The sequence below is a fragment of the Streptomyces barringtoniae genome (genome assembly GCF_020819595.1).
GTDB lineage: Bacteria > Actinomycetota > Actinomycetes > Streptomycetales > Streptomycetaceae > Streptomyces > Streptomyces barringtoniae.
Genome location: NZ_JAJHNP010000004.1, coordinates 120,027 through 144,814 on the forward strand (window position 1 = coordinate 120,027; position 24,788 = coordinate 144,814).

Annotated in this window: 25 protein-coding genes and 1 pseudogene; 11 read left to right on the plus strand and 15 right to left on the minus strand. The window is 72.0% G+C overall.

Annotated elements, in window-relative coordinates; translation table 11 throughout:
• Nucleotides 1-35: 35 nt before the first annotated feature.
• The gene (locus LMU33_RS07660; protein WP_228618564.1) at nucleotides 36-2,822 is read left to right on the plus strand and encodes a penicillin acylase family protein; all 2,787 of its coding nucleotides are present in this window, start codon (nucleotides 36-38) and stop codon (nucleotides 2,820-2,822) included.
• Nucleotides 2,823-2,849: 27 nt separating this feature from the next.
• Here LMU33_RS07660 and LMU33_RS07665 read toward each other — a convergent pair whose 3' ends face one another.
• A complete protein-coding gene (locus tag LMU33_RS07665) occupies nucleotides 2,850-4,148 on the minus strand; it encodes an alpha/beta hydrolase family protein (RefSeq protein ID WP_228618566.1) in 1,299 nt (432 codons plus the stop codon).
• Between the two features lie 93 nt (nucleotides 4,149-4,241).
• Nucleotides 4,242-5,462 carry an exo-beta-N-acetylmuramidase NamZ family protein gene (locus LMU33_RS07670; protein ID WP_228618568.1) on the minus strand — a complete coding sequence of 407 codons (1,221 nt, stop codon included), beginning with the start codon at nucleotides 5,460-5,462 and terminating at the stop codon, nucleotides 4,242-4,244.
• Nucleotides 5,463-5,566: 104 nt separating this feature from the next.
• On the opposite strand from LMU33_RS07670, the gene LMU33_RS07675 reads away from it, so the two are divergent.
• Genes LMU33_RS07675 through LMU33_RS07685 form a run of 3 tightly spaced genes read left to right on the plus strand, consistent with a single transcriptional unit; the run spans nucleotide 5,567 to nucleotide 8,635 of the window.
• Nucleotides 5,567-6,340, plus strand: a complete 774-nt coding sequence (locus LMU33_RS07675) for an SDR family oxidoreductase (RefSeq protein ID WP_228618569.1) — start codon at nucleotides 5,567-5,569, stop codon at nucleotides 6,338-6,340.
• On the plus strand, nucleotides 6,337-8,016 hold the full coding sequence (locus LMU33_RS07680; RefSeq protein WP_228618571.1) for a class I adenylate-forming enzyme family protein: 1,680 nt from the start codon (nucleotides 6,337-6,339) through the stop codon (nucleotides 8,014-8,016). The genes LMU33_RS07675 and LMU33_RS07680 overlap by 4 nt, the downstream gene beginning before the upstream one ends.
• 25 nt (nucleotides 8,017-8,041) lie before the next feature.
• Nucleotides 8,042-8,635: a TetR/AcrR family transcriptional regulator gene (locus LMU33_RS07685; RefSeq protein WP_228618572.1), complete on the plus strand. Its 594-nt coding sequence runs from the start codon at nucleotides 8,042-8,044 to the stop codon at nucleotides 8,633-8,635.
• Between the two features lie 132 nt (nucleotides 8,636-8,767).
• On the opposite strand, the gene LMU33_RS07690 is transcribed toward LMU33_RS07685, so the two are convergent.
• From LMU33_RS07690 to LMU33_RS07700, 3 genes are all read right to left on the minus strand, one after another.
• Entirely contained in the window at nucleotides 8,768-9,982 is a 1,215-nt protein-coding gene (locus LMU33_RS07690) for an acyl-CoA dehydrogenase family protein (protein ID WP_228618574.1), read from the minus strand.
• 6 nt (nucleotides 9,983-9,988) lie between these two features.
• A complete protein-coding gene (locus tag LMU33_RS07695) occupies nucleotides 9,989-11,011 on the minus strand; it encodes a phosphotransferase family protein (protein ID WP_228618576.1) in 1,023 nt (340 codons plus the stop codon).
• A gap of 159 nt (nucleotides 11,012-11,170) precedes the next feature.
• A complete protein-coding gene (locus tag LMU33_RS07700) occupies nucleotides 11,171-11,470 on the minus strand; it encodes a hypothetical protein (RefSeq protein WP_228618578.1) in 300 nt (99 codons plus the stop codon).
• A gap of 56 nt (nucleotides 11,471-11,526) precedes the next feature.
• Here LMU33_RS07700 and LMU33_RS07705 point away from each other — a divergent pair, with 56 nt between their 5' ends.
• Both LMU33_RS07705 and LMU33_RS07710 read left to right on the plus strand, forming a co-directional pair.
• Entirely contained in the window at nucleotides 11,527-12,480 is a 954-nt protein-coding gene (locus LMU33_RS07705) for an NADP-dependent oxidoreductase (RefSeq protein ID WP_228618579.1), read from the plus strand.
• Nucleotides 12,481-12,514: 34 nt separating this feature from the next.
• Nucleotides 12,515-12,649: pseudogene (locus tag LMU33_RS07710) on the plus strand (zinc-binding dehydrogenase); the annotation flags it as partial.
• Here the strand turns inward: LMU33_RS07710 and LMU33_RS07715 are convergent.
• From LMU33_RS07715 to LMU33_RS07730, 4 genes are read right to left on the minus strand one after another with little or no spacing between them, the layout of a single operon-like run.
• The gene (locus tag LMU33_RS07715) at nucleotides 12,646-12,969 is read right to left on the minus strand and encodes a DUF202 domain-containing protein (RefSeq protein ID WP_372477899.1); all 324 of its coding nucleotides are present in this window, start codon (nucleotides 12,967-12,969) and stop codon (nucleotides 12,646-12,648) included. The pseudogene LMU33_RS07710 and the gene LMU33_RS07715 sit on opposite strands and share 4 nt — an antisense overlap.
• Nucleotides 12,957-13,349, minus strand: coding sequence for a YidH family protein (locus tag LMU33_RS07720; RefSeq protein ID WP_228618583.1), 393 nt, complete (start codon nucleotides 13,347-13,349; stop codon nucleotides 12,957-12,959). The genes LMU33_RS07715 and LMU33_RS07720 overlap by 13 nt, the downstream gene beginning before the upstream one ends.
• 21 nt (nucleotides 13,350-13,370) lie before the next feature.
• Nucleotides 13,371-13,886 (minus strand): NUDIX hydrolase, encoded by a 516-nt coding sequence (locus LMU33_RS07725; protein ID WP_228618585.1) that lies wholly within the window; start codon nucleotides 13,884-13,886, stop codon nucleotides 13,371-13,373.
• Between the two features lie 22 nt (nucleotides 13,887-13,908).
• A complete protein-coding gene (locus LMU33_RS07730; protein WP_228618586.1) occupies nucleotides 13,909-14,805 on the minus strand; it encodes a DMT family transporter in 897 nt (298 codons plus the stop codon).
• Between the two features lie 329 nt (nucleotides 14,806-15,134).
• Between LMU33_RS07730 and LMU33_RS07735 the strand changes: the two genes are divergently transcribed.
• From LMU33_RS07735 to LMU33_RS07745, 3 genes are all read left to right on the plus strand, one after another.
• Nucleotides 15,135-16,112 (plus strand): hypothetical protein, encoded by a 978-nt coding sequence (locus tag LMU33_RS07735; protein WP_228618588.1) that lies wholly within the window; start codon nucleotides 15,135-15,137, stop codon nucleotides 16,110-16,112.
• Nucleotides 16,113-16,213: 101 nt separating this feature from the next.
• Nucleotides 16,214-16,942, plus strand: coding sequence for a molybdopterin-dependent oxidoreductase (locus LMU33_RS07740; RefSeq protein ID WP_228618590.1), 729 nt, complete (start codon nucleotides 16,214-16,216; stop codon nucleotides 16,940-16,942).
• The gene (locus LMU33_RS07745) at nucleotides 16,926-17,552 is read left to right on the plus strand and encodes a cytochrome b/b6 domain-containing protein (protein WP_228618591.1); all 627 of its coding nucleotides are present in this window, start codon (nucleotides 16,926-16,928) and stop codon (nucleotides 17,550-17,552) included. The genes LMU33_RS07740 and LMU33_RS07745 overlap by 17 nt, the downstream gene beginning before the upstream one ends.
• Here the strand turns inward: LMU33_RS07745 and LMU33_RS07750 are convergent.
• The 4 genes from LMU33_RS07750 to LMU33_RS07765 are packed head-to-tail and all read right to left on the minus strand — an operon-like array spanning nucleotide 17,549 to nucleotide 21,338.
• The gene (locus LMU33_RS07750) at nucleotides 17,549-18,574 is read right to left on the minus strand and encodes an L-idonate 5-dehydrogenase (RefSeq protein ID WP_228618593.1); all 1,026 of its coding nucleotides are present in this window, start codon (nucleotides 18,572-18,574) and stop codon (nucleotides 17,549-17,551) included. The genes LMU33_RS07745 and LMU33_RS07750 overlap by 4 nt on opposite strands.
• A 31-nt stretch (nucleotides 18,575-18,605) precedes the next feature.
• A complete protein-coding gene (locus LMU33_RS07755) occupies nucleotides 18,606-19,370 on the minus strand; it encodes an SDR family oxidoreductase (protein WP_228618594.1) in 765 nt (254 codons plus the stop codon).
• A 13-nt stretch (nucleotides 19,371-19,383) separates the two neighbouring features.
• Nucleotides 19,384-20,781: a GntT/GntP/DsdX family permease gene (locus LMU33_RS07760; RefSeq protein ID WP_228618596.1), complete on the minus strand. Its 1,398-nt coding sequence runs from the start codon at nucleotides 20,779-20,781 to the stop codon at nucleotides 19,384-19,386.
• Between the two features lie 38 nt (nucleotides 20,782-20,819).
• A complete protein-coding gene (locus LMU33_RS07765; protein WP_228618598.1) occupies nucleotides 20,820-21,338 on the minus strand; it encodes a gluconokinase in 519 nt (172 codons plus the stop codon).
• Between the two features lie 140 nt (nucleotides 21,339-21,478).
• On the opposite strand from LMU33_RS07765, the gene LMU33_RS07770 reads away from it, so the two are divergent.
• Nucleotides 21,479-22,180 (plus strand): FadR/GntR family transcriptional regulator, encoded by a 702-nt coding sequence (locus LMU33_RS07770; RefSeq protein WP_228618599.1) that lies wholly within the window; start codon nucleotides 21,479-21,481, stop codon nucleotides 22,178-22,180.
• Nucleotides 22,181-22,186: 6 nt separating this feature from the next.
• Here LMU33_RS07770 and LMU33_RS07775 read toward each other — a convergent pair whose 3' ends face one another.
• Complete coding sequence (locus tag LMU33_RS07775) at nucleotides 22,187-22,561, minus strand: YchJ family protein (protein WP_228618601.1); 375 nt, start codon at nucleotides 22,559-22,561, stop codon at nucleotides 22,187-22,189.
• A 174-nt stretch (nucleotides 22,562-22,735) separates the two neighbouring features.
• On the opposite strand from LMU33_RS07775, the gene LMU33_RS07780 reads away from it, so the two are divergent.
• The gene (locus LMU33_RS07780; protein WP_228618602.1) at nucleotides 22,736-23,050 is read left to right on the plus strand and encodes a dsRBD fold-containing protein; all 315 of its coding nucleotides are present in this window, start codon (nucleotides 22,736-22,738) and stop codon (nucleotides 23,048-23,050) included.
• A gap of 6 nt (nucleotides 23,051-23,056) precedes the next feature.
• Here the strand turns inward: LMU33_RS07780 and polX are convergent, their stop codons facing one another.
• Nucleotides 23,057-24,787, minus strand: a complete 1,731-nt coding sequence (gene polX / locus LMU33_RS07785) for a DNA polymerase/3'-5' exonuclease PolX (protein ID WP_228618604.1) — start codon at nucleotides 24,785-24,787, stop codon at nucleotides 23,057-23,059.
• Nucleotide 24,788: the final 1 nt, after the last annotated feature.

The window sequence follows — 24,788 nt, forward strand, 5'->3', positions numbered from 1 at the left end:
GTAACGTTCGGCCACCTCTGTCGCTAGGAGCTGCCATGCCACGGCGAACCCCACGTATCACCCTTGACAGACTGAGAACGTCCCGCCGCTTCAACGGGTTCCTGAAGACGGCGTCGATATGCGTTCTCGTCGCCGGACTTCTCTCCCCACTCACCCAGACCGCGTCCGCCGCCGAGGCCACGGCCTCGAACGACTACTGCGGCGGCCAGTGCTCGGACATCCTGCCGCCGGGCGAGAACGGCAACGCCACACTCGCCCAGATCCTGCTCAACCAGGCCTTCGGCACCCAGCCCTCGCACGCCGAGGACCAGCTCGGCCCGTACGCCAACCTGGCCGGCGGCTACAAGGGCCTCACGGACGCCACGATCAACAACTTCTTCAACGACGCCTCCTTCGGCGTCCCGTCCGACCAGGTCGCCTCCACCGAGCAACCGGGCGGACGCGGTGACGTGAAGATCGTCCGGGACAAGAAGTCCGGTGTGCCGCACATCACCGGCACCACCCGCTACGGCACCGAGTACGGCGCCGGGTACGCGGCGGCCGAGGACCGGCTGTGGCTGATGGACGTCTTCCGGCACGTCGGCCGCGGCCGGCTGACATCATTCGCCGGCGGCGCGGCCGCCAACCAGGGCCTGGAGCAGCAGTTCTACCGCAACGCGCCCTACACCGAGGCCGACCTGCAGGCGCAGATCGACAACGCCGTCGCCAAGAACGGGGCCCGCGGCCAGCAGGCCCTCGCCGACGTCAAGGCCTATCTCGACGGCGTCAACGCCTACATCGACGCCTCGGACAGCGGCCGCTACTTCCCCGGCGAGTACGACCTGACCGGCCACAAGGACCCGATCACCAACGCCGGCACCATCGATCACTTCAAGGTCACCGACCTCGTGGCGCTAGCCTCCGTGATCGGCTCGCTGTTCGGCGCCGGCGGAGGCGGCGAGGTCAACAACGCCCTGTCCCTGATGGCCGCCCAGTCCAAGTACGGCGTCGAGGAGGGCACCAAGGTCTGGGAGTCCTTCCGCGAACGCAACGACCCCGAGGCCGTCCTCACCGTCCACGGCGGCGAGAGCTTCCCCTACGGCGGCAGGCCCGCCGACGCCAAGGGCGAGGCGCTGCCCGACGCCGGCTCGGTCACCCAGGAACCGCTGGTCTACGACCGTACGGGCAGCGCGGCCACGGCCGCCGCCAGGAGCACGTCCGCCACCGCCGCCAAGGCCACCCTCGGCTCGGCCAGACGCGGGATGTCCAACGCCCTCGTCGTGAGCGGCAAGTACACCGCGAGCGGCCACCCGATCGCCGTCTTCGGACCACAGACCGGCTACTTCGCCCCGCAGCTGCTCATGCTCCAGGAGATCCAGGGCCCGGGCATCAGCGCGCGCGGCGCCTCCTTCGCGGGTCTGAGCATGTACGTCGAACTCGGCCGCGGCCAGGACTACTCCTGGAGCGCGACCACCTCCGGCCAGGACATCATCGACAGCTACGCCGTCGAGCTCTGCCAGGACGACTACCACTACCTGTACCACGGCACCTGTACGGCGATGGACAAGGTCGAGCAGAAGAACTCCTGGTCGCCGACCACGGCCGACAGCACGCCGGCGGGGTCGTACACCATGCGGGCGTGGCGGACGAAGTACGGACCGGTGGAGTACCGGGCGACCGTCGGCGGCAAGAAGGTCGCCTACACCACCCTGCGCTCCTCGTATCTGCACGAGGCCGACTCGATCATCGGCTTCCAGATGCTGAACGACCCGGACTTCGTCAAGGGCCCGAAGGACTTCCAGAGCGCGGCCCAGCACATCAACTACACCTTCAACTGGTTCTACGCCGACGCCCAGCACACCGCGTACTACAACAGCGGTGACAACCCGGTCCGCGCGGCCGGCGTCGACGCCGAGTTCCCGGTCTGGGCGCAGCCGGCGTACGAGTGGCAGAACTGGGACCCGGCCACCAACACCGCCGACTACACCCCGGCCTCCGCCCACCCCAACTCCATCGACCAGGACTACTACGTCTCCTGGAACAACAAGCAGGCCAAGGACTACTCGGCAGCGGGCTGGGGCGACGGTTCCGTGCACCGCGGCAACCTGCTCGACGACCGGGTGAAGAAGCTGGTCGCGGCCGGCGGGGTGACCCGCACCAAGCTGGTGCAGGCCATGGCGGACGCGGCCCTCGCCGATCTGCGCGCCGAGGACGTGCTGCCGAAGCTGCTCAAGGTGATCAACTCCTCGGCGGTGACCGACTCCACGGCCGCCGCGGCGGTGGGCAAGCTGCAGGCCTGGGTGGACGCGGGCGCCAGGCGCACGGAGACCGCCGCCGGTTCGAAGGCCTACGCCGACAGCGACGCGATCCGCATCCTGGACGCCTGGTGGCCGCTGCTGGTCAAGGCGGAGTTCGAACCGGGCCTCGGCAGCGACCTGTACACGGCCCTCACCAACAACCTGTCGGTCGACGAGGCCCCCTCGGCCGGTCACGGTCCGACCGGCTCGCACGCCGGAAGCTCCTTCCAGTACGGCTGGTGGAGCTATGTCGACAAGGACATCCGGGCGGTGCTCGGGGAGAACGTGCAGGGCGGGCTCGCCGAGAAGTACTGCGGCGGCGGCAGCCTCAGTGCCTGCCGGGACGCGCTGATCAGCACCCTCGACCAGGCGGCCGGAATGACCGCCGCCCAGGTCTATCCGGGCGACGACCAGTGCTCGGCCGGCGACCAGTGGTGCGCCGACTCGATCGTCCAGCGCACCCTGGGCGGCATCAAGCACGGCAAGATCAGCTGGCAGAACCGGCCGACGTTCCAGCAGGTCGTGGAGTACACGTCGCACCGGTGAACCGGTCGGCGTGATGCGGGCGGCGGGTCAGCCGATACGGCCCGCCGCCAGCACCAGCCGTGCCAGTTCGGGGTGCACGATGTCGCTGTGCGCCCCGGCCGGCGGGCCGCCGTGGCAGACGACCGCGGCGGCGTCGACGTTCACGCACCCCGTCGCGGGCAGCGGGCCGGCGAGGGCCGCCGCGAGGTCCAGCCGGGCGGTGCCCGGCACCGCCTGCACCCCGTCGTGGCCCATGGCGCCCCACTCCGGACCCAGCACGGCCGCGATCTCGCTGCCCACGCACGAGCGGTCGTCCCCGGCGAGCCGGGAGGCCAGCGGATAGAACGTGCCGAGTGCCGCGTCGAAGCGCGAGTAGCAGCACACCAGCGGGCCGTCGATCCGCCGCTGCCGGTCCTTGAGCGTCCCCGCCTTGTCCGGGTCCTGCGGCAGCCGGTCCGCGAACGCGTAGTGCGAGAAGGCGCCTTGGAGGAGGGTCACGGACTTCACCGTGCTCACCCCGTCGGGCAGCCCGCGCAGCGCGAACGACACCAGCCGCCCGCCGAAGCTGTGCCCCACCAGGTGCACCCGCACCCCGGGCGCCGCCTGCGCCAACTGCCCGATCACCGGCCCGAGTCCGTGCTCGCCGACCGTCCCGCCCCGCCGCTTCATCGTGTAGTACGCCGCCTGCCGCAGCAGCTCCTTGGCGCCCTCCCAGGGGTTCGGGATGCTGAAGTCGGCCGGTGCGCCGGGCGACCGTACGGCGGCCAGCGCCTCGGCGAACTCGTCGCAGGCGGTCGCCGGGTCCTCGGTGAACACCAGCGGCTCGCCCTCCTGGCTCGTGTCGGCCACCCCGGGCCGCTCCCCGTCCACCAGCAGCCGCACCAGCCGCCCGAACTCGGTCAACCGGCCCTCGCCGTCCGGCTGTTCGTCCAGCATCCGGGCCAGCTGGTCGATCACGGGGGCCCGCCCCGGGAACGTCCTCAGCAGCGCGTTGCGGGTGTCCTTGTCCAGCGCCGGACCCGGTGCCCGCTGCGCGGCGACGGCCGCCACCGACTTCGGGAAGTCCGGGATCGGCTCGTCGCTGAACCGCATCGACGGCCAGATCACGCCGACGTAGCCGAGCCGGGCCCGTGGCGCGAGCGCCGGCACCGGTGCGAAGAAGCGCCGGTACAGCGCGGTCGCGCCCGAGCGGTCCTCGTTCCAGCCGTGCGCGAAGACGATCAGGTCACGGACGCCGTGCGCCGTGACCTGCGCGATCAGATGGTCGCGTTCGGGGCCGTCCACGTCCCCGTCCGCGTCGAAGGTCAGCTCCCAGTAGGGAGTCACGCTCATCCCGGGATCCGCCATGCCAGGCTCCCTCGTCCCGCCGGAAACGATGCGTAACGATGTGGTGCGGACGCATCGTCCTGCGCCGGGGCGGGGTTGGCCATACACCGCGGCTCATCTGTACAGGAGATATTCCTTGCGAACCCGCCGGAACGCGGCGAGCTCCTCCTGCCAGGCGCCGGTCACCTCGTCGGTGGCCGCCCCCGCGTCGATCATCGTGCGCACCCGGGTGGAGCCGGTGAGCCTGTCGATCCAGTTGTCCGGCCGCCACGCGAAGCCGGCCCAGGCCTTGCGGACGGTCACCAGCAGCGCGATCCCGGTGCGCACGGGGTCGTAGGCGGCCCGGTCCTGCACATGGATCTGCACCCCGCCGACCGTCCTGCCCTGGAACTTGGAGAAGGTGGGCGCGAAGTACGCCTCCCTGAACCGTACGCCGGGCAGCCCGAGTTCGTTCGCCGCGGCGGCCCAGCGGCCGTCGACGCCCTCGGCACCGAGCAGTTCGAACGGCCTGGTCGTGCCCCGGCCCTCCGAGACGTTGGTGCCCTCGAACATGCAGGTGCCGGAGTACACGAGAGCCGTGTCCGGGGTCGGCATGTTCGGGCTCGGCGGCACCCAGGGCAGCCCCCAGGAGTCGTAGAACTGCGTGCGCCTCCAGCCCGTCATCAGTACGGTGTCCAGCGCGACCGGCCTGCTCAGGAACTCCCCGTTGAACAGCCGTGCCAGCTCCGCGACGGTCATGCCGTGCGCCTGGGCGATCGGCTGCCGGCCGACGAACGTGGCGAACTCCTTGTGCAGGACCGGCCCCAGGGCCTCCCGGCCGGTCACCGGATTGGGCCGGTCGAGGACGACGAACCGCTTGCCCGCGAGCTGCGCGGCCTCCATGCAGTCGTAGAGCGTCCAGATGTAGGTGTAGAAGCGGGCACCGACGTCCTGGATGTCGAAGACGACCGTGTCGACGGCGGCGGTGGTGAAGATGTCGGCGAGCTGCTGTCCGCTCTTGAGGTAGGTGTCATAGACGGGCAGCCCCGTCGCCGGGTCGTCGTACTTGCCCTCGGAGCCGCCCGCCTGAGCGGTGCCCCGGAAGCCGTGCTCGGGACCGAAGACCGCCGTCAGCTGCACACGGGGGTCCCTGTGCATGACGTCGACGATGTGGGCGGTGTCCCTGGTGATGCCGGTCGGATTGGTGACGACGCCGACGCGCCGGCCCTTCAGCAGGGAGTAGCCGTCGGCTGCGAGTCTTTCGAAACCGGTGTGCAGTTCCGCACGGTGGGCGGGCGTGGGCGCGAGGGCGGCCAGGGGGGCCGATGCGAGCAGGTTCCGTCGGGACAGATGCATGGCTAGAGGTTGGTGCGGTGGCCCTTCCTTCACACATACCGACCGGTTAGTCTGAGGCGATCAGGGCCGACGCGCGCCGCGCGAAGTCGTGTCGAGGGAGACCGATGGTGGAAGCCGTGCAGGATGCGGGAGTGGTCGTCACCGGGGCCGGCGGGGGGATCGGGGCCGCGCTGGCCCGGCGTTTCGCCGCCGAGGGGGCCCGGGTCGTCGTGAACGACCTGGACGGCGAGCGGGCCAAGGCGGTGGCCGAGGAGATCGGCGGGATCGCCGTACCGGGCGACGCCTCCGCGATCGTCGGCGACGCCCGCGACGCGCTCGGCGGCACCGTCGACATCTACTGCGCCAACGCCGGTGTCGCCTTCGAGGACGGCGACGAGGGCGGGCCGCTCGACGAGAGGTCCTGGGCCCTCGCCTGGGACGTCAATGTGATGGCGCACGTCCGCGCCGCCCACGCGCTGCTGCCGTCCTGGCTGGAGCGGGGCGCCGGCCGGTTCGTGTCCACCGTGTCGGCCGCCGGGCTGCTCACCATGATCGGCGCGCCCTCCTACAGCGTCACCAAGCACGGCGCCTACGCCTTCGCCGAGTGGCTGTCGCTGACGTACCGCCACCGGGGCCTGAAGGTGCACGCGATCTGTCCGCAGGGTGTGCGCACGGACATGCTGGCCGCCACCGGCAGCGCCGGGGACCTGGTGCTGCAGCCCACCGCGATCGCGCCGGAGGCCGTCGCCGACGCCCTGTTCCGGGGCATCGAGGAGGACCGCTTCCTGATCCTGCCGCACCCCGAGGTGGCCGAGTACTACCAGGCCCGGGCCACCGATCCGGATCGCTGGCTGAGGAGCATGAACCACATCCAGCGCAAGTGGGAGCAGGCCCGGTGAGCGCCTCCCGGTACGCGGCACGCCCCTGGCTGGCCCTGCTCGACGAGGCCCAGCGCGGCCCGGTCGACCCTGCCGACTCGCTGGTGCACGCCCTGCGGACGGCCGTCGCCGAGGCGCCCGAGCGCACCTTCCTCGCCTACTTCGACGCCCGGCTGAGCTACCGCGAGGTGGACGAGCTCAGCGACTCCGTCGCCGCCCACCTCGCCGCGCGCGGGCTGGAGCGCGGGGACCGGGTGGCGGTGCTGCTGCAGAACTCCCCGCACTTCGTGCTCGCCGTCCTCGGCGCCTGGAAGGCCGGCGCGACCGTCGTCCCGGTCAACCCGATGTACAAGTCGGCCGAGATGGAGCACATCCTGCGGGACGGCGAGGCGGCCGCGCTGATCTGCTCCGACCGGGCCTGGGAGGCGTACCTCAGGGAGACGGCGGCCGGGTCGCCGGTGCGGATCGTGCTCACCGCGAGCGAGGTGGACTTCCAAACCCGCAACGACGCGCGCGTGCTCGGATTCGAGTGGCTGCCGCAGGCGCCGGACGCCGACGACCTCGTGGCCGTCGCCCGCCAGGGCGGCAAGGCGCCCGAGGACCGCGACCCGCGCCCGGACGACATCGCGCTGATCAGCTACACCTCCGGCACCAGCGGCACCCCCAAGGGCGCCACCAACACGCACCAAAACATCATGCACAACGCCGAACGGCAGCGGACCGGGCTCGCGCTGCCCGAGGCGCCGGTCTACTACGCGCTCGCGCCGCTGTTCCACATCACCGGCATGGTCTGCCAGTTCGGTGCCTGCCTGAACAGCGCCGGCACCCTGGTGCTCGCCTACCGCTTCGAGCCCGGGCTCGTCCTGGAGGCCTTCGCCGAGCACCACCCGCACTACACGGTCGGCCCCTCCACGGCCTACATGGCGCTCGCCGCCCACCCGGACGTCACGCGCGAGCACTTCGCCTCCTTCGTGAACATGTCCTCCGGCGGCGCGCCCGTGCCCCCGGCCCTGGTGGAGAGCTTCCGCGAACGCTTCGGGCCGTACATCCGCGTCGGCTACGGCCTCACCGAGTGCACCGCCCCCTGCGCCTCCGTCCCGCCCGGCCTCGAGGCGCCCGTGGACCCCGTCTCCGGGACGCTGTCGGTGGGCCTGCCCGGCGCCGACACGGTCGTCCGGATCGTGGACGAGCAGGGCGAGGAGGTGCCCTTCGGGGAGCAGGGCGAGATCCTCGTACGAGGGCCCCAGGTCGTTCCCGGCTACTGGCGGCGCCCGGACGCCACCGCCGAGTCCTTCCCGGACGGCGAGCTGCGCACCGGCGACATCGGATTCATGGACGAACAGGGATGGCTGTACGTCGTCGACCGCAAGAAGGACATGATCAACGCGTCCGGCTTCAAGGTCTGGCCCCGAGAGGTCGAGGACGTGCTGTACACCCACCCGGCGGTGCGCGAGGCGGCCGTCGTGGGCGTTCCCGACGGCTACCGCGGCGAGACCGTGAAGGCGTACATAAGCCTGCGTCCGGGCGCCGAGGCGGCCCCGGACGAACTCGCGGTGTACTGCAGGGAGAGACTGGCCGCCTACAAATACCCGCGTCAGGTGGAGATCCTGCCCGACCTGCCCAAGACGGCAAGTGGGAAGATCCTCCGGCGGGAACTGCGTTCCCGCGCGCGGGACCTCGCGCAGGACATTCGGTAAGCATCACGGAAGGCAGGTGGCGGCAGTGCCCAGGACGACGGACGGAGACGGGACCCCCGTTCCGCAGCGGCTGCTGGCCGCCGCCACCCGGCTCTTCGCCGAGCAGGGATACGACCGCACCTCCGTGCAGGAGATCGTGGAGGCGGCCGGCGTCACCAAGGGGGCGCTGTACCACTACTTCGGCTCCAAGGACGACCTCCTGCACGAGGTGTACGCGCGCGTGCTGCGCATCCAGCAGGAGCGGCTGGACCACTTCGCCGGGATGGACGCGCCGGTGGAGGAGCGGCTCAGAGCCGCGGCGGCGGACGTGGTCGTCACCACGATCGACAACCTCGACGACGCGATGATCTTCTTCCGGTCCATGCACCACCTCAGCCCGGAGAAGAACAAGCAGGTCCGCGCCGAGCGCCGGCGTTACCACGAACGGTTCCGGGCGCTCATCGAGGAGGGCCAGAAGGCGGGCGTCTTCTCCACGGCGACCCCGGCCGACCTGGTGGTGGACTACCACTTCGGCTCGGTCCACCACCTGTCCACCTGGTACCGCCCGGACGGCCCGCTCACCCCGCAGCAGGTCGCCGACCACCTCGCCGACCTGCTGCTGCGGGCACTGCGCCCATGAAGCGACCGTCCGTGAGATGACGGACGAGGTCCGCGGCCGCCGGATGGCAGAGCCTCGTGGACGTGGAGCGCGCCGCATCCGGCACGCTCCACGTCCACACACTGTCGCCGGCCCCTTGCCGAACGGGGCAGCTCAGACGTACTTCTTCAGCTCCCGCCGGGCCAGCGACCGCTGGTGTACCTCGTCCGGGCCGTCGGCCAGCATCAGGGTGCGGGCGCTCGCGTACAGCTCGGCCAGCGGGAAGTCCTGGCTCACCCCGCCCGCGCCGTGCAGCTGGATCGCGCGGTCCAGGATGCCGACCACCGCGCGCGGCGTGGCGATCTTGATGGCCTGGATCTCGGTGTGGGCGCCCTTGTTGCCGACGGTGTCCATCAGCCAGGCCGTCTTCAGCACCAGCAGCCGCAGCTGCTCCACCGTCACCCGGGCGTCGGCGATCCAGTTCTGGACCACACCCTGCTGGGCCAGCGCCTTGCCGAAGGCGGTACGGGAGACGGCACGCCGGCACATCAGCTCGATGGCCCGCTCGGCCATGCCGATCAGCCGCATGCAGTGGTGGATCCGGCCGGGGCCGAGCCGCGCCTGGGCGATGGCGAAGCCGCCGCCCTCCTCGCCGACGAGGTTGGCGACCGGCACGCGAGCGTGGTCGAAGATCACCTCGGCGTGGCCGCCGTGCGAGTGGTCCTCGTAGCCGAAGACCTGCATGGCGCGCTTGACGGTCACGCCCGGGGTGTCCCGTGGGACCAGGACCATGGACTGCTGGCGGCGGATGTCGGCGCCGTCCGGGTCCGTCTTGCCCATCACGATGAAGATCTTGCAGTCCGGGTTCATCGCGCCGGAGATGTACCACTTGCGGCCGGTGATGACGTACTCGTCGCCGTCCCGCTGGATGTGCGTGGTGATGTTGGTGGCGTCCGAGGAGGCCACCTCGGGCTCCGTCATCGCGAACGCCGAGCGGATCTCACCGGCGAGCAGCGGCTCCAGCCACTGCTTCTTCTGCCGCTCGTCGCCGAACTGCGCCAGCACCTCCATGTTCCCGGTGTCGGGCGCGGCGCAGTTGGTCGCGGTGGGCGCCAGATGCGGGGAGCGGCCGGTGATCTCGGCGAGCGGCGCGTACTGCAGGTTGGTGAGGCCCGCGCCGTACTCGGCGTCGGGCAGGAAGAGGTTCCACAGGCCCTGCCTGCGGGCCTCGGCCTTCAGCTCCTCGACCACGGCCGGGGTGTCCCACGGCGAGGCCAGCGCGGCCCGCTGCTCCTCCGCCACCGCCTCGGCCGGGTGGACGTACTCGTCCATGAAGGCGAGCAGCTTGGCACGCAGTTCCTCGGTGCGCGCGTCGAACGCGAAGTCCATGAGCGGTCAGCCTTCCTGAAGAGTGGTCAGTCCGTGGTCGATGAAGACGGGCACGAGGTCGCCGATCCGGTCGAAGCCGCGCCCGACCGTCTGGCCCAGCGTGTACCGGTAGTGGATGCCCTCCAGGATCACGGCGAGCTTGAACCAGGCGAACGCCGTGTACCAGGAGACGCCGGAGACGTCCCGCCCCGAGCGCTCGGCGTAGCGCTCGATCAGCTCCCGTGGGGAGGGGTGTCCCGGGGCCTCGGCGGTGGTGGAGACCGGGGAGTCCGCCATGCCCAGCGGCTGGCTGTACATCACGAGCAGCCCCAGGTCGGTGAGCGGGTCGCCGAGGGTGGACATCTCCCAGTCGAGGATCGCCTTGATCCGGTCGTCGTCCCCGATCAGCACGTTGTCGAGCCGGTAGTCGCCGTGTACGACGGCGGGCGCGGGGGAGTGCGGCAGCTCCCGGCCCAGGGACGCGTGCAGTTCGTCGATGCCGGCCAGTTCGCGGTTGCGGGAGGCGTCCAGCTGCTTGCCCCAGCGGCGCAGCTGCCGGTCCAGGAAGCCCTCGGGGCGGCCGAAGTCCTCGAGGCCCACCGCGGCGGGGTCGACCGCGTGGAGTTCGACCAGCGTGTCCACCAGGGACAGCACCGCGTTCCGGGTGCGCTCGGGGCCGAGCGGGGCGAGCTGCTGGGCCGTGCGGTACGGGGTGCCCTCGACGAACTCCATGACGTAGAACGGCGCCCCGAGCACCTCCTCGTCCTCGCACAGCAGCACCGGGCGCGGGACCGGCACCCGGGTCGGGTGCAGGGCGCTGATCACGCGGTGCTCGCGCTTCATGTCGTGCGCGGTGGCCAGGACATGGCCGAGCGGCGGCCGGCGTACGACCCACCGGGAGGTGCCGTCGGTGAGCGCGTAGGTGAGGTTCGACCGTCCGCCCTCGATCAGCCGGCCGGTGAGGGGGCCGGCCGCCAGACCGGGGCGCTCGCGGTCGAGGTGGGCGCGCAGCCGGTCCAGGTCGAGTCCGGGCGGGTGGTCGGCGCTCATTCATCACTCCTACGAACGGGTGAACAGGACTCGACTCATGATGCCGACCGGTCGGTATGCCGTCCAGTGGATGTACCCGTCAGGAGGTGAAACGTGACAGGAGCCACGATAGGCCGACTGCTCCCCGGCGCGCTGCCCGGAAAGCCGTCGGCCCTCGCGTCAGTGGTCGTCCCAGTGCCCCTCGTGCTCGGCGTGCCGGTGGCCGCCGTGCAGATAGTCGATGTGGTCGCCGTGCGGCACCTGGGCGTGTCCGCACTCGTCGTAGTGCACGTGCTCGTGCCCCTCGTGGACGGTGTGCCCGGCCGGCTCGCACTCGTCCCAGTGCCCCTCGTGCTCGCGGTGCAGATGCCCGTCGTGCGCGTAGTCCAGGTGGTCGCCGTGCGACACGGCGCTGTGCCCGCAGCCCGGACCGTGGCAGTGCGTGCCGTGTTCGGTGTGTTCCTGGTGCAAGGTGGTCATGGTGCTCACCTTCGTACCGCTTGCGTGAGGTTCGAGTACCCCGGAGGGTCGAGGGCATGAAGGGCGTCAGCTACCGCCGCTACGGCGGACCCGAGGTGCTGGAGTACGGCGAGGTGCGCGACCCCAAGGTCGGCCCCGACCAGGTTCTGGTCGCGGTCCGTGCCGCGGCCGTCAACCCGGTCGACTGGAAGTGCCGCGAGGGGTATCTCGACGCGGTCCTGGACGCCGTCTTCCCGGTGGTCCCCGGCTGGGACGTCAGCGGGGTGGTCGTCCGGCCCGGCGCCTCGGTCACGGAGTTCGCCGCCGGCGACGAGGTCATCGGCTACTGCCGCGAGGACTTCCTCTCCCGCGGCACCTTCGCCGAGTACGTCGCCGCGCCGGTGCGCACCCTGGCCCGCAAGCCGCGCAACCTCTCCTTCGAGGAGGCCGCCGGCCTTCCGCTCGCCGGGCTCACCGCCTATCAGGTGCTCGTGAAGGTGCTGGAGGCGGGGCGCGGCGAGACCGTGCTGGTGCACGCGGCGGCCGGCGGGGTCGGCTCCCTCGCCGTCCAGATCGCCGCCCACCTCGGGGCCCGGGTCATCGGTACGGCGAGCGAGCACAACCACGACTATGTGCGCGGGCTCGGCGGCGAGCCGGTGACCTACGGCGAGGGCCTCGCCGGACGGGTGCGCGCGCTCGCCCCCGAGGGCGTGGACGCGGTCTTCGACACCGTCGGCGGCGACACCCTGAAGACCTCGGTCAACCTGCTCGCCCCGGAAGGCCGGCTGGCGTCGATCGCCGACCCCGAGGTGGTGAGCCACGGCGGCCGCTACTTCTTCGTCCGCCCGGACGCGGAGGACCTGGACGCGCTCTCCCGGCAGGCCGAAGAGGGCGTCGTCTCGGTGCACGTCCAGGAGGCGTTCCCGCTGGAGCGGGCGGCGGATGCGCACCGGTTGAACCAGGAGGGCCGCACCCGCGGCAAGATCGTGGTCACGGTGGGCCGGCGAAGCGGGGAGGGCGGGGAGGGCTAGAGGACCGGCGCGGCCGCGTGCAGTGCCGCCGGGGCAGGGGGTCGTCTCGGTGTACGTCCAGGAGGCGTTCCCGCTGGAGCGGGCGGCGGATGCGCACCGGTTGAACCAGGAGGGCCGCACCCGCGGCAAGATCGTGGTCACGGTGGGCCGGCGGAGCGGGGAGGGCTAGACGACCAGCGCGGCCGCGCACACCGCCAGCGCCACCGCGCACAGCGCCGCCGCCGTGGCGTGCCGGGGAGCGAGCGCCGAAGGGCGGGGTCCGGCCGCGAGGGCCCGGATCCGGCGGTGGGCCACGGCCAGAAAGCCCAGGAAGAGCACACAGCACAGGGCGCAGACGGTCACTCCGGTGGCCGAGACGCCGCCGTGCAGGACGGTCTTGACGGCGAGTACGGCGGCCATGGTGGCCGAGAGGGTCGTACGGCGCCAGGCCAGCCGGGTCCGCTCCGGCTGCAGCCCCGGGTCGCGCCCGGCCGTGCTCACCCCGCCCATCCGGCGAGCACCACCACGACCATCGCCACCGCCACCACCGCGACGACCAGGCTCAGCAGGGCCGGGAACCGGGACGCGGGCAGGTCCTCACCGCGCCGGATCGCCCGCTCACAGCGCACCCAGTGGTTCACCGCGCGCAGGGAGCACAGCACCCCGGCGCCGAGCAGCGCGAGCGCGAGCCCGACCCGCCAGGCCCAGCGCAGGTCCGGCAGGAACTGGTCCACCGCGAATCCGCCGCCGATCAGCGCGAGCGCCGTGCGCAGCCAGGCGAGAAAGGTGCGCTCGTTGGCCAGCGAGAACCGGTAGTCGGGCGTGTCGCCCTCGTCCCGCACCTGTTCCGGCGCGAACCACAGCCGGATGTTCTGTACGAATTCGCTCACGCGGCCGACCCTACCGGTCGGTCACCGGCCCGCCCGGAACGCCCGCAGCCTCTCGTAGGCCGCCAGCCCGTCCGGCACCCACTCCCAGTCGCCGAGCCGCCGCTCGACCTCCTCCTCGGGCAGGAAGTCGTGCCACTGGACCTCCTCCGCCTGCGGCCGCACCGGCAGCTCGCAGCGCACCTCGTACACCGCCGACCACCAGCTCTTCCCGGCCCCGTCGTCGTACAGGAACTTGAACAGGTACGCCGGCCGGGGCAGCCCCGTCACGCCCAGTTCCTCCTCGGCCTCCCGCAGCGCGGCCTCGTCGTAGGACTCGCCCGCCCCGACGACGCCGCCGACGAACATGTCGTACAGGGCCGGGAAGACCAGCTTGGTCGCGGTGCGCCGGTGGACGAAGAGCCGGCCGGCCGCGTCCCTGGCCTGGACGAACACGCACCGGTGGCGCAGTTTGCGGGCGTACGCCTCGCCGCGCGGGTACTGGGCGATCACCCGGTCGTGCTCGTCGACGATGTCGAGGATCTCGTCAGCGGGGTTCATGCGAGCCATCCAAGCAGAGGGCTCAGCGCCGCTGGAGGTCCCGGGCCGACGGCTCCGTCTCCGTCGCGCCGCACGGCATCGCCGGGTGCAGCCCCAGCAGCACGATGCCCACGACCACCGCCGCGAGCCCGGCCGCCTCCCACGCCAGCGCCCCGGTGTCGGTACGCAGCCGGTCACCGAGGAAGCCGACCCCGCACAGGATCCCGGCGAGCGGCTCGGCCGCGGTGAGCGCCGGCAGCGACATGCGCAGCGGGGCCGTCTCGAAGGCGCTCTGCACCAGGACCAGACCGGTGACCCCGCAGGCCAGCACGCCGTACGGCTGCCAGCCGGTGAACAGCTCGGTGAAGCCGCCCTCGGAGAAGCGGGTGCCGCTCACCCGGGTCAGCGCGTCCTGCACCCCGTACAGCAGCCCGGCGGCGGTGGCCAGCAGCACCGGGCCCCAGCTCAGCCGGGAACGCTTGCCGTACGTCGTGAGCACCAGGGCCGCGCCGACCATCGCGCCGATGATCAGCCAGTGCCGCAGCGGATCGGAGATGGCGCTGCCGGCCCGCGGCTCGCCCGCCATGATGAACGCGCTCACCCCGCCCGCGAGCAGCAGCAGCCCGGCCCAGCCCTGGCGGCCGAGGGGCTGTCTGGTCTGGTGCCGGGACAGGGCGAGCGCGAACAGCAGATTGGTCGCGAGCAGCGGTTCGACCAGGGAGATCTCCCCCTTGCCGAGGGCGATCGCGCCGAGCACCATGCCGGCCACCATCAGGCCGAGCCCGCCCAGCCAGCGTGGCACCCGCATCAGGTCGAGCAGCAGCCGGAAGGACAGGAAGTCGCTCAGCGGTGCCTTCTGCGCCGCGTTCTGCTGGAGCACGAAACCGAAGCCCAGACAGCAGGCCGCACTCACGGCGAGAAGGAGAACCAGAACGGACACGCTGCGTACCTCGATCATCCGGCCGGGCCACGGGTGCGTAGTGGCCGACTGTAGCGCCCCCGGGACGGCATCGACCCGGAAGTGCGGGGAACAGGGCGGTTGACTCGCCATGCTCCGGTGCCGGCCGGCGCGGCGCCATGGCGTACGCCACAGCGGACCGTCGGGTGCCCCCGCCGAGTCCGGCCCACCTGCGCGGAGTACCCCCAAGTTCCCTGTGCGTCACGCTAGTTGAAGTCAGTAACAGCCTGGTTCCGCTTGACGCAAACCTTGGCTGGGGGTTTGCTGTGAGTGATCGGTCGATGGCAGCCCGAGAAACAGGAAGTCCCGCGGTGCCCCCTTCCCCACCCCTGCTCGGCGCTCGCCGGGTCCTCACGGACCAGTCCGGCGACACCGCCCCGGACGACTCCGGCGCCTTCGACGACGCCCTCGACGACGCCGAACTGCGCACCGCGCGCGCCGCGTTCACCCAGGGCCGGCGGCAGGCCGCCCGCTCCCTGCTCCGGCACACCGGCGACGACTGGGACCGCCGCGGCCACCGCCTCACCGTGCTCGCCGGGGAGCCGTACGCCGTGGCCTGGGCCCGCGACTGGCTGCACGCCGAACCCGGCTCCGCCGACGCCGCCGCGCTGTACGCCCTCGCCCTGGTCCGGCGTGCCCTGCGCGACAAGGAGGACCCCGGCCGGGCCCGCGAGGCCTGCGCCACCGCCGCCGCGCTCGCCCCCGAGGACCCCACCCCCTGGCTGGGCTCACTCCTGCTGGCCCGCACCCTCGGCCCGGAGCGCGAGGTGTTCGCCGCCTTCACCGAGCTGCGCCGCCGCCACCCCGAACACCACCACGCCCACCATCTGCTCCTCGCCCGCCTGGCCGAACGGCCCGCCGGCGGCCGGGCGGCCGAGGACCACGAGGCGTACGACCTCGCCGAACTGGCCGCCGCCGAGGCCCCCGCCGACTCCCCGCTCGCCGTCCTGCCGGTCGTCGCCTACGCCGAGCGCTACCGCGTCCTCGCCGCCACCGGTCTCGCCCCCGCCGACCCCGCCGCCTCCGGCCACTGGTCCGGCCCCCGGGCCCGCCGCATCCTGCGCTCCTGCTTCGACTGGTGGCTGGAGTGGGAGCACGACGAACACCCCCGGCGCCACATCGACCTCAACCACCTCGCCTTCGCCCTGTCCTGCGCCGGCCGCCCGGCCGAGGCGGCGGCCCTCTTCCGGCGCATCGGCCGCCACGCCACCCGGGCACCCTGGTCCTACGCCCGCCGCGACCCCCGCACGGCCTTCCGGACGGCCCGCGCCCACGCGCTCGGGCACTGAACGGCATGCCTGTCCGTGACGTATGCAAGAAGTGATTACAGAACTCTGACCACTGACCGGACCCTCTGGCCCCCCGGGGCCCCGAGTGCTCGAATGAACGCGTGAACTCCGAACCATCCGAGGAGCGGGACGGCACGCCCGTCGGCCGCCGCGTCTTCCTCGGCACCCTCGGCCTGGGCGCGCTCGGCCTCGTCGCCGCGCCCACGCTGCAACGCGGCCTGGAGGGCGTCCTCGGCGCCGTCGCCGGAAAGGACCCCACGGGCCTGACCGGCCTGCTGCCCAACGGCGGGGGATTCCGCTACTACTCCGTCGCCGCCTCGGTACCGCACCTGAACGCCACCGACTACCACCTGAAGATCGGCGGCCTGGTCGACCGCCCGCACACCTACACCCTGGCGGATCTGCGCGCCCTGCCGCAGACCCGGCTGGTCAAGGACGTCCAGTGCGTCACCGGCTGGCGGGTCCCCGGCACCCCCTTCGAGGGCGTACGCCTGTCCGACCTGCTGGACGCGGCCGGAGTCCGTCCCGGTGCGAAGGCGATCCACTTCACCTGCTTCGACGGCACCTACACCGAGAGCCTCACCCTCGACCAGGCCCGCCGCCCGGACGTCCTGGTCGCCCTGCGCATGCAGGACAAGGACATCTCCCACGACCACGGCGGCCCGGTCCGCCTCTATGTCGCCCCCATGTACTTCTACAAGTCGGCCAAGTGGCTCTCCGGCATCACGGTCACCGACCAGGTCGAGCCCGGCTACTGGGAGCGCCTCGGCTACGACGTCGACGCCTGGGTCGGCCGCTCGAACGGACGCACCGATGAGCCTACGAGCTGACGCCCCCGCCCCGCCCGGCGCCCGTGTCCGCCGCTTCAGCCGGGCCGAACGCTGGGTCCACCGCACGACGGCCGCGCTGATGGGGATCTGCGTGGTCACGGCGGCCATCCTCTACATCTCCCAGCTGGCGGTCATGGTCGGCCGCCGCGAACTGGTCGTCCGCGTCCACGAGTGCGCCGGGATCGCCCTCCCCGTCCCGGTGCTGCTGGGCCTGGCCTCCCGCGCCTTCCGCACCGACCTGCGCTTCCTCAACCGCTTCGGCCCGCACGACAAGGTCTGGCTGCACGCCGCGCTGGTCCGCGACAAGCGTCGCGGCTCCCGTCCGGCGGGCAAGTTCAACGCCGGCCAGAAGGTCTACGCCGCCTGGATCGCCGGCGCCACCCTGGTCATGCTCGGCACCGGCCTGCTGATGTGGTTCACCCACCTCGCCCCGCTGGTGTGGCGCACCTCGGCGACCTTCGTCCACGACTGGCTCGCCCTGACCATCGGCGTGGTCCTGGCCGGCCACGTCGGCATGGCCCTGGGCGACCCGGAGGCGAGACGGGGGCTGCGCACGGGGACGGTGAGCAGGGAGTGGGCGAAGCGGGAACACCCGCTGTGGCGCCCCTAGGTCCCGAACTCCAGCAACACCTTGCAGGACCGGCTCCGATCGGCAGCCAGCACCAGCGCGTCCTCGGCCTCCGCCATCGGAACCACCGCGCTGACCAGCGCGTCGAACTCGCCCCGCGCGGCCAGCAGTTCCAGTGCGCCGTCGAACCCGGCGGCGAATCGGAACGCCCCCCGCAGCTCGATCTCCCGGCTCACCAGCAGGTTCCCGGCGAACGGCGACTGCCCCGGCGGCAGCATCCCGAGCTGTACGACCACACCACCGCGCCGTACGCGCCGCAGGCAGGTGTCGAGCCCGGCCGCGACCCCCGACGCCTCGACGGCCACGTCCACCTCCTCGGGCCACCCGGCATCACCCGGATCGTCGGCCCGCACCAGCGTGTCGGCCCCGGCCACCGCCGCGTACCCCAGGGCCTGGGGCACCAGGTCGGTCACCGTCACCCGGGCCGCGCCGGCCGCCTTCGCCGCCGCGACCACCAGGCACCCGATCGGCCCCGCCCCGGTCACCAGCACATGCCGGCCGGACACGTCCCCGGCCCGCCGCACGGCGTGCAGCGCGACCGCCAGCGGCTCGGCGAGGGCGGCCCGCCGCAGCCCGAGTCCGGCCGGCAGCGCCCGCAGCTGCCCGGCCGGTACGGCGATCCGCTCGGCGAAGCCGCCCTGGACATGCGGAAAGCGGGCCGCGCTGCCCAGGTACCGGGTGTCCCGGCACACGTTCGCGCGCCCGTCGGCGCACTCCGGGCAGTGCCCGCACGGGGTGGCGGGGTGCACGGCGACGGCCGTACCCGGCGCGGGACCCTTGGCCCCGGTGCCGTAGGCCACCACCGTGCCCACCACCTCGTGCCCGAGCAGCATCGGCTCCCGGAGCCGGAAGTCCCCGACCCCGCCGTGCCGCCAGTAGTGCAGATCGGAGCCGCAGACCCCGCCGTAACGCACGGCCACCAGGGCCTCGCCGGGACCGGGTTCGGGCACCGGCAGCTCCGCCACCCGCAGATCGCCCGCGCCGTGGATCACACAACCCAGCATTCCCGCATCCCCTTTCAGAGCGCAGCGCCTTTCACAGGACGCTCGTCATGCCGCCGTCGACGTACAGGATCTGGCCGCCCATGAAGTCGGCGGCCGGCGAGGCGAGGAAGAGCAGGGCGCCCACCAGGTCCTCGGTACGGCCCCAGCGGCCGGCCGGGGTGCGCCGGCGGACCCAGGCGCTGAACTCCTCGTCGTCCACCAGGGGCCGGGTCAGCTCGGTCTCGATGTAGCCGGGGCCGAGGCCGTTGACCTGGACGCCGTGCGGTCCCCAGTCGGCGCACATGCCCTTGGTGAGCATCTTCAGGGCGCCCTTGGTGGCGGCGTAGGGCGCGATGCCGGGGCGTACGACCTCGCTCTGCAGTGAGCAGATGTTGACGATCTTGCCGTGGCCGCGCTCCGTCATCCGCCGGGCGGCTTCCCGGCCGACGAGGAAAGCGCTGGTGAGGTTGGCGTCCAGGATCCGGTGCCAGTCGGCGTCGGTGAACTCCAGCAGCGGGGCGCGCAGTTGCATGCCCGCGTTGTTGACGAGGATGTCGAGCGGGCCCACCCGCTCCTCGACGTCCGCGATCCCGGCGGCCACGGCCGGACCGTCGGTGACGTCGAACGCCGCCGTGCGGACCCGGTCGCCGGGCAGTTCGGACGCGGCCTCGGCCAGCCGGTCCGGGTCGCGCCCGTTGAGGACCACCGTGCAGCCGGCCTCGGCCAGCCCCCGGGCGAGCGCGAGGCCGATGCCCCGGCTGGAGCCCGTGACCAGGGCGGTGCGGCCGCCGATGTCGAAGAGAGGGTGAGCCGTCATCGTCGTACTCCTCCTACAGGACCAGCGACAGCAGCAGGACCAGACCGCCGGCGACCACCGAGAGGATCGTCTCCATGATCGACCAGGTCTTGACGGTCTGCCCGACGCTCAGCCCGAAGTACTCCTTCACCAGCCAGAAGCCGGCGTCGTTGACGAAGCTGAAGAAGAGCGAGCCGGCGCCGATGGCCAGGACGAGCAGGGCGGTGTGGGTGGTCGACGTGCCGGCCGCGAGCGGCGCGATCAGACCGGCCGCCGAGACCGTCGCCACCGTCGCCGAGCCCGTCGCGAGCCGGATCACCACCGCGATCAGCCAGGCCAGCAGCACCGCCGGGATCGACCAGTTCTTGGAGACGTCCAGGATCATCTGGCCGACACCGGAGTCGATCAGGGTCTGCTTGAAGCCGCCGCCCGCGCCGACGATCAGCAGGATGCCGGCGATGGGCATCAGGCCCTTCTCGACGGTCTGCTGCAGCCGCTCCTTGCTGAACCCGGCGGGCCGGCCCAGCGTGAAGAAGCCGACGAGCACGGCGGCGAGCAGCGCGATCATCGGGGTGCCGATGATGTCGAAGACGCGCTGGGTGGTGGTGGTCGCGTCGTCGACGACGATGTCCACCAGCGCCTTGGCCAGCATCAGCACCACCGGCAGCAGCACGGTCGCCAGGGTCACGCCGAACCCGGGGCGGCGCTCCAGCTCCTGCGACGGGCGCTGGGGGAGCATCCGCTCGGGTGCCGGGACGTCGACCCAGCGGGCCGCGACCTTCGAGAACAGCGGACCACCGACGATCACGGTCGGTATCGCGACGAGGATGCCGAGCGCGAGGGTCACACCCAGGTTGGCGTGGAGTGCGTCGATCGCGACCAGCGGGCCGGGGTGCGGTGGGATCAGGCCGTGCATCACGGACAGACCGGCGAGCGCCGGGATGCCGATGCGCATCAGGGAGTAGTTGCCGCGCTTGGCGACCATCAGTACGACCGGGATCAGCAGCACGATGCCGACCTCGAAGAACAGCGGCAGACCGATCACGGAGGCGATGAGCACCATCGCCCAGGGCATCGCGCGCCCGCCGGCCTTGGCGAGGATGGTGTCGACGATCTGGTCGGCGCCACCCGAGTCGGCGAGGAGCTTGCCCAGGATCGCCCCGAGCGCGATCAGGACGCCCACGCCGGCCACGGTGGTGCCGAGCCCGGTGGTGAAGCTGGTGATGGCCTTGTCGAGCGGCGCTCCGGCGACCGCGCCCAGCGCCAGTGACCCGATGGTCAGCGCCAGGAAGGCATGGAGCTTGAACTTGGTGATGAGCAGGACGATCACGGCCATGCCCACCAGGACGGCGATGCCCAGCTGGGCGTGTCCGGCGGAGGTGATCGGCGGAGGTGCGTCCGCTGCCAGCATCTCGACGCTGAGTCTGGTCACGGGGGTTCCCTTGCGTTACGGGGGGACGGGGGTGAGTGCTACGCGGTGGTGTCGGGAAGCGCCTCGAGTGCTTTCACTGCGCGCTCGGTGATCTCCTCGGGGCTGCCGGTGACGTCCACGGCGACTCCCGTCTCGTCCGGCTCCAGGGGCTGCAGCGTGGCGAACTGGGAGTCCAGCAGCGCGGTCGGCATGAAGTGCCCCTGCCGCTGCGTCATCCGGTCCTCGATCAGCTTCCGGTCGCCGGTGAGGTGCACGAACACCACACCGGGAGCGGCGGCCCTGAGCCGGTCGCGGTACGCCCGCTTCAGCGCCGAGCTGCTGACCACCCCGCCCAGTCCGGCCCGCCCGTGCGCCCAGTGACCGATGGCGTCCAGCCAGGGCCACCGGTCGTCGTCCTCGAGCGGGATCCCGGCCGACATCTTGTCGATGTTGGCCTGCGGGTGGAAGTCGTCGCCCTCGGCGTACGGGACGCCCAGCCGCGCGGCGAGCAAGGGACCGATCGTGGTCTTGCCCGTCCCCGCGACGCCCATCACGACGACGACCTGGGGGGTTCGCATCACTGCCTCGCTGTCTTCCTCGACATCCGACGCCACGGCGGCGTCGCCACACTGAAACCCATTAGGTACGACGAATTCAAGAGTCTGTGACATATAAGTCTGACTTTTTCCGTCGGTGATCCACGCCGTACGCTGAGTGCATGACCACACCGGGCCGGGGGCTGCACGGCCATGTACTGGACACCCTCGGCCCCGCGATCACGGCGGGCGAGTACCCGCCCGGCAGCGTGCTGCGCACCGACGAACTGGCACAGCACTTCGAGGTGTCACGCTCCGTGATGCGCGAGGCGGTCCGCGTGCTGGAGTCCATGCACCTGGTCGAGTCCCGCCGCCGCGTGGGCGTCACCGTCCGCCCCAAGGCGGAGTGGAACGTCTACGACCCGCAGGTCATCCGCTGGCGCCTCGCGGGGGCCGACCGCCCGCACCAGCTGCGCTCACTGACCGTGCTGCGCTCCGCGGTCGAACCGGTCGCGGCCGGCCTCGCCGCCAGGCACGCCACGGCGGAGCAGTGCGCCGAACTCACCCAGTGCGCGCTCGGCATGGTGGCCAACTCACGCGGCCACAAGCTGGAGGAGTACCTGGTCCACGACATCGCCTTCCACCGGGTCATCCTGAACGCCTCCGGCAACGAGATGTTCGCCCGGCTCGGCGACGTCGTCGCGGAGGTCCTGGCCGGCCGCACCCATCACGAGGTCATGTTCGAGGACCCCGACCCCGCCGCCGTCACCCTGCACGTCCAGGTGGCGGAGGCGGTCCGCGAGGGCGACGCGACCCGCGCCGAGGAGCTGACCAGGGAGATCACCGTGGGCGCCCTGCAGGAACTGGACATCCTGGCGCCCTAGCAGGCGCTAGTCCAGGAAGTCCCCGTCCACGTACGCCCAGGCCCCGCCGACCCGCGCGAACCGGCTGCGCTCGTGCAGCGAGCCGCCCCGGTAGGAGGCGCGGAAGGTCACCGTGCCCGTGCTGTGGAAGGCGGACCCGTCGGTGGTGTCCAGGATCTCCAGCCCCGTCCACTTCATCCGCGGATCGAGGTCCAGCCGCTCCGGCCGGGTCCGTGGATGCCAGGTGCGCAGCAGATAGCCCGCGTCGCCCGTCACGAACGCGCTGTACCGCGACCGCATGAGCAGCTCGGCGGTCGGCGCGGCGGCCGGCCCCGCGTGGAACCGGCCGCAGCAGGCGTCGTAGGGCCGGGGGAGTCCGCAGGGGCAGGTGCGCGAGGTCATGGCCCACATTCTGCCTGGCCGAGGGGAGGCGCCCGCTGGTGCCGGGGTGCAAAGTAGAAGCGCTGGAATTGTGTGCCCCGTAAAGGGCGCGGGGAACTGTGCGACCAGCCAGGACGGCGCCGCACACGACCGACGGCCCGTCGCGGCACAACCCGCGGAGCGAGGTGGCGGACTATGACTCGACCCATGACCAGCCGTGCTCCGGCCGTCAAGGAGTGGCGGCTGAACCTGTACCTGTCCGAGCACGACCCGGACACCACCGCCCGGATCATCCTGGACACCGGCGACAACGTCCTGGAGAGTCATGCGGAGGCCCGCCGGAACCCGTACGACCCCGACGTACCGGAGATAGGCGACGAACTCGCCGCCGGACGCGCCCTGATCGCCATGGGCCGCAGGCTGCTGCGCGCCGCGGACGGGGACATCAAGGCGGTGGGGGCCGCCGACACGGAGGAGGACCTGTCACCCCTGTGGCTGGACCGGGAATGACGCCCCTCACCCGCTCTTGCGGCCCTTCTGCAGGAACCGCCGCAGCCTCGTCAGCGGCCAGGTGTTGATCACGTCGTCCCGGGTGAGCCAGCCCCGCTGCGCCGTGCCGACGCCGTAGCGCAGCTGCGCGAGGTGCGGGACGGAGTGGGCGTCGGTGTTCACGGCGAACCGCACGCCGTGCTCCCTGGCGCGCAGGATGTCCTCGTCGCGCAGGTCGAGTCGGTCCGGCTGGGCGTTGACCTCCAGCGCGGTGCCGGTGCGCGCGCAGGCCGCGAACACCTCGTCCCAGTCGGCGTCGACGCCCGCCCGCTTGCCGATCAGCCGGGTCGTCGGGTGCCCGATGACGTTGACGTACGGGTTCTCGCAGGCCCGCACCAGCCGCCGGGTCATCGCCTTGCGGTCCAGGTCGAAGTGCGAGTGCAGCGAGGCCACGCACAGGTCGAAACCGGCCAGGAACTCCTCGGGCCAGTCCACCCCGCCGTCCGGGTCGATGTTGAGCTCCGTGCCGTGCAGCAGCCGCATCCTGCGGTGGGCGCCGTCCAGCTCCCGCACCCGCTCCCGCTGGGCGAGGATCTTCTCGTCGGTCATGCGCTGCATGTACAGGTTGGGCGCGTGGTCCGTGACCGCGTAGTACGCGTAGCCGCACTCGGCGGCCGCCGCCACCATCTCCTCCAGCGGGGCCAGCCCGTCCGTGAGGTCGGTGTGGGTGTGCAGGTCACCGCGGATGTCCTTCTCGGTCACCACCTCGGGCAGCTCGCCGTTCAGGGCCGCCTCGACCTCCCCGCGGTCCTCCCGCAGCGTCGGCTCGATCCACGGCAGCCCGAGCCGGGCGTAGACCTCCTCCTCGGTGCGCGAGGCCAGCGACTTCCCGCTCTCGGCGTCGAACAGGCCGTACTCGGACAGCTTCAGCCCCTGGTGCACGGCGATGGTGCGGGTGCGGATGTTGTGCGCCTTCGAACCGGTGAAGTACTGCATCGCGGCACCCCACGACTCCGGCGGCACCACCCTGAGGTCCACCTGGAGCCCCTTGGCCGTGCGGATCGACGTCTTCTTCGAGCCCCGCGCGATGACCTCCGCGGTGGCCGGCAGCTCGCACAGCGCCGCCATGAACGGCTCCGACTTCTTCGCCGCGACCAGGACGTCCAGATCCCCGACGGTCTCCCGCATCCGGCGCAGGGAGCCGGCGTACGCGCAGCGCCCGCACCCGGTCACCGCGGACAACTGCGCGACGATCTCCTCGGCGGTGTCCAGGGCCAGCGACAGCGGCACCCGGGCGCCCGCCCGCTGGAGCAGCTCGATGCCGTGCCGGATGTTGTCCTGCGTCTTCTCGCCGAAGCCCTTCAGATCGGCCAGCGCGTCCGCCTCGATCGCCGCGGCCAGCTCGCTGACCGAGGAGATGTGCAGGTCCTCGTACAGCCGCAGCGCCTTCTTCGGGCCCAGGGTGGGGATCGTGATCAGCTCGCGCACCCCCGCGGGGATCTTCGCCCGGCGCTCCTCGACCACCGCCATCGTGCCCGTGCGCAGGTACTCGGCCACCTTGTCGGCGATCGACTTCCCCACGTTCGGGATCTCCTTCAGCCCGTCCTCGTCGAGCTTGGAGATGTCGGCCGGATACCCGCCGATGGCACGCGCCGCCTTCTCGTAGGCGCGCGCCTTGAAGGCGTCGCCTCCCGTGATCGCGATGAGGTCCGCGTACTCCCGCAGGAGCGCCTCGACCTCGTCATTGGGCCGGGCCACC

Excerpts from the sequence above, each read along its gene's own strand:
- LMU33_RS07660 (WP_228618564.1), top strand. The coding sequence starts at position 36 with ATGCCACGGCGAACCCCACGTATCACCCTTGACAGACTGAGAACGTCC.
- LMU33_RS07665 (WP_228618566.1), bottom strand. The coding sequence starts at position 4,148 with ATGGCGGATCCCGGGATGAGCGTGACTCCCTACTGGGAGCTGACCTTC.
- LMU33_RS07670 (WP_228618568.1), bottom strand. The coding sequence starts at position 5,462 with ATGCATCTGTCCCGACGGAACCTGCTCGCATCGGCCCCCCTGGCCGCC.
- LMU33_RS07675 (WP_228618569.1), top strand. The coding sequence starts at position 5,567 with ATGGTGGAAGCCGTGCAGGATGCGGGAGTGGTCGTCACCGGGGCCGGC.
- LMU33_RS07690 (WP_228618574.1), bottom strand. The coding sequence starts at position 9,982 with ATGGACTTCGCGTTCGACGCGCGCACCGAGGAACTGCGTGCCAAGCTG.
- LMU33_RS07695 (WP_228618576.1), bottom strand. The coding sequence starts at position 11,011 with ATGAGCGCCGACCACCCGCCCGGACTCGACCTGGACCGGCTGCGCGCC.
- LMU33_RS07700 (WP_228618578.1), bottom strand. The coding sequence starts at position 11,470 with ATGACCACCTTGCACCAGGAACACACCGAACACGGCACGCACTGCCAC.
- LMU33_RS07705 (WP_228618579.1), top strand. The coding sequence starts at position 11,527 with ATGAAGGGCGTCAGCTACCGCCGCTACGGCGGACCCGAGGTGCTGGAG.
- LMU33_RS07715 (WP_372477899.1), bottom strand. The coding sequence starts at position 12,969 with ATGGGCGGGGTGAGCACGGCCGGGCGCGACCCGGGGCTGCAGCCGGAG.
- LMU33_RS07725 (WP_228618585.1), bottom strand. The coding sequence starts at position 13,886 with ATGAACCCCGCTGACGAGATCCTCGACATCGTCGACGAGCACGACCGG.
- LMU33_RS07745 (WP_228618591.1), top strand. The coding sequence starts at position 16,926 with ATGAGCCTACGAGCTGACGCCCCCGCCCCGCCCGGCGCCCGTGTCCGC.
- LMU33_RS07750 (WP_228618593.1), bottom strand. The coding sequence starts at position 18,574 with ATGCTGGGTTGTGTGATCCACGGCGCGGGCGATCTGCGGGTGGCGGAG.
- LMU33_RS07755 (WP_228618594.1), bottom strand. The coding sequence starts at position 19,370 with ATGACGGCTCACCCTCTCTTCGACATCGGCGGCCGCACCGCCCTGGTC.
- LMU33_RS07765 (WP_228618598.1), bottom strand. The coding sequence starts at position 21,338 with ATGCGAACCCCCCAGGTCGTCGTCGTGATGGGCGTCGCGGGGACGGGC.
- LMU33_RS07770 (WP_228618599.1), top strand. The coding sequence starts at position 21,479 with ATGACCACACCGGGCCGGGGGCTGCACGGCCATGTACTGGACACCCTC.
- LMU33_RS07775 (WP_228618601.1), bottom strand. The coding sequence starts at position 22,561 with ATGACCTCGCGCACCTGCCCCTGCGGACTCCCCCGGCCCTACGACGCC.
- LMU33_RS07780 (WP_228618602.1), top strand. The coding sequence starts at position 22,736 with ATGACTCGACCCATGACCAGCCGTGCTCCGGCCGTCAAGGAGTGGCGG.